This window comes from Microcystis sp. LEGE 08355 (assembly GCF_015207185.1).
Classification (GTDB): Bacteria; Cyanobacteriota; Cyanobacteriia; order Cyanobacteriales; family Microcystaceae; genus Microcystis; species Microcystis panniformis.
The window spans coordinates 1-2425 of record NZ_JADEXI010000653.1; the positions used below are offsets into that span (position 1 = coordinate 1).

The 2425-nt window shown below is 42.4% G+C and carries 2 protein-coding genes; one reads left to right on the top strand and one right to left on the bottom strand.

Annotation, left to right across the window (positions count from 1 at the left end; translation table 11 throughout):
• Positions 1-670 (bottom strand): DUF4915 domain-containing protein (locus tag IQ242_RS22500; protein WP_193961474.1); only part of this gene is annotated, 670 nt, incomplete at its 3' end.
• Positions 671-1174: 504 nt separating this feature from the next.
• On the opposite strand from IQ242_RS22500, the gene chrA reads away from it, so the two are divergent.
• Positions 1175-2332 (top strand): chromate efflux transporter, encoded by a 1158-nt coding sequence (gene chrA / locus IQ242_RS22505; protein WP_193961475.1) that lies wholly within the window; start codon positions 1175-1177, stop codon positions 2330-2332.
• Positions 2333-2425: the final 93 nt, after the last annotated feature.

Here is a 2425-nt window from a genome sequence, read left to right on the forward strand (position 1 = left end):
CCCTCGGCACATCAATTAAGCATCCCCCTTGGGCTTTATTTTCCCGCCAGAGGCTTTCCTCGTTGGTTTCCCCCAATGCCGTCACATAAGCGGGAGTGCCGCTATTTTCAGCCATAGCCAAGCCATTGAGGTGGCATCGGTCCCCGGGGACTAACTCGGTAATAAAGGACGGTTTCCACTGGGGGAGAAAACTCCAATTTCCTTCGATAGTTGCCAGACAGTTAAATAGGGTATTGACCACCCAAAGGCGATTACTGCCAAAGGCCAAATCATGACCCATAATCGGGCCGGTGAGGTGAGAGGAGCGGGCCAAAAAGGCGATATCCTGTTCCCCTTCCGGTTTAATCTGGGGGGCAATCTCTCGATTGGCGGGTAAATGCCAAATTGCCTGACGAGCGCCCACAGCAATTCCGGTAGCGGTTCGGGTTAAACCCATTGCTTGGTCAAAATGGGCGAAACTCACCCGTATTTGTCTTTGATAAGTGCCAATGCTGGCCACTCGTCCCGCTTGGTAGGTGGAAATCAACACCGAAAGGTCAAGCTGGTTGAGTAATTCCGGCAGATTGAGGCTGTACTCATAATTGACTGGCACTGCTTGGCGCTGAGATGGACTCGCCGCCGGTGCTTGAGTATCTGAAAATTGGTTAGTGTTAGGCGGCAAGCTGTCCATAGAGTTTTTTTTGCATAGATTAGAATCGATTGTGATAATTGATTATTGTTTATGATTTAAGTGGGGAGGCACAATTATTTGTAGGATGGGTTAGCGGTAGCGTAACATGAGCGGGCGTTGGGTTTCATGCTTCAACCCAACCTACGTTCTCTTGAGTATCTGAAAACTGGTTAGTCTTGGGCGGCAAGCTGTCCATAGAGTTTTTTTGGTATAGATTAAAATCGATTGTGATAATTGATTATTGTCTATGGTTTATTCTGGTTTCAGTTGGTATTAATGGGGTTCATTATAAACAAATTAATCAATATTATTTATAAAGTTTTCTTAACTTTTTTTGTATCAAAATTACTTGAACGTTGGTATTAAATACTTATAATTGAGTTTGTGTAAAACACTTTTGCAATTATGAAATTTTGGCATTGACGAAATCTAGCCAAGAATTTAACTTAAGCTTATTCTTTTGGATATAAACTTGATTCTAGAAAAACTATTGGTAATCAGAAAATGCTGACTTCATCGCCTCCCAATCTCTCGCAACTTGCCCTTTTATTTCTCAAAATCGGCATTATCGGTTTTGGTGGTCCGGCTGCCCATATCGCTTTAATGGAGGAAGAAGTGGTTAAGCGTCGCGGTTGGATGACTAAGGAGCGATTTCTCGATTTGGTGGGGGCCACTAATCTGATTCCTGGTCCTAATTCCACGGAAATGGCTATTCATATCGGTTATATTTTTGGTGGTTTAGCGGGTTTAATAATCACGGGGGTTTGTTTTATTACTCCTGCGGTGTTAATTACGGGTTTTCTAGCTTGGATTTATACTACCTACGGGACTTTACCGGATGTAGCTCCGATTTTTGCGGGGATTAAACCAGTAGTAATTGCGGTGATTTTTCAGGCACTCTGGCGCCTAGGCAAAAAGGCACTGAAAACCCGTCAATTACTGTTCATCGGATTGGGGGTTATCGGATTATTAATCTTAGGTTTAAATGAAATTATCGCTTTACTGTTAGGGGGAATTATCGGGATGTTTATCCTCAAAAAATTCGCTACTTTACCCCTGATTGTGGCAGGAATAGGCGGTGCGACGGCGGCTGCTACTCCTAGCAATATCCCACCGACATTAACAGGATTAGGGCTATTTTTTCTCAAGGTGGGTAGTGTTTTATTTGGTAGTGGTTATGTGTTAGTTGCCTTTTTAGAAGGGGATTTAGTGCAGGGGAGAGGATGGTTAACCCAGCAACAATTATTAGATGCCATTGCTGTGGGTCAATTTACCCCTGGTCCGGTGTTATCCACAGCCACTTTTATCGGTTATCAAATATTAGGAGTATCGGGGGCAATTGTGGCGACTCTAGCGATTTTCTTTCCTTCTTTTATCTTTGTTTTATTACTTAATCCTCTTATTCCTAAGCTGAGAGAATCGGTTTGGGCGGGTGCTTTTTTAGATGCAATTAATGCTAGTGCCGTGGCTTTAATGGTAGCGGTAATTTTTAATTTAGCTCTAGCTACTTGGTTACAACCCTACGGGAATTTACCTTTTAATTTATTGGCTATCATTCTATCTCTTATTTCCGCTATTCTTTTACTACGTTTTCAGGTTAATTCTACTTGGTTAATTCTGGCTGGTGCGCTTATTGGTTTGCTCTTAAAACAATTAGGTTAGGGGGAAATACTGCCCCAAACTAACCTATATTTTCCTTAAACTTTTGCCATTGATTTAGTTGCTTCTCTGAGCTTTTCTACCCAGTTATAAATC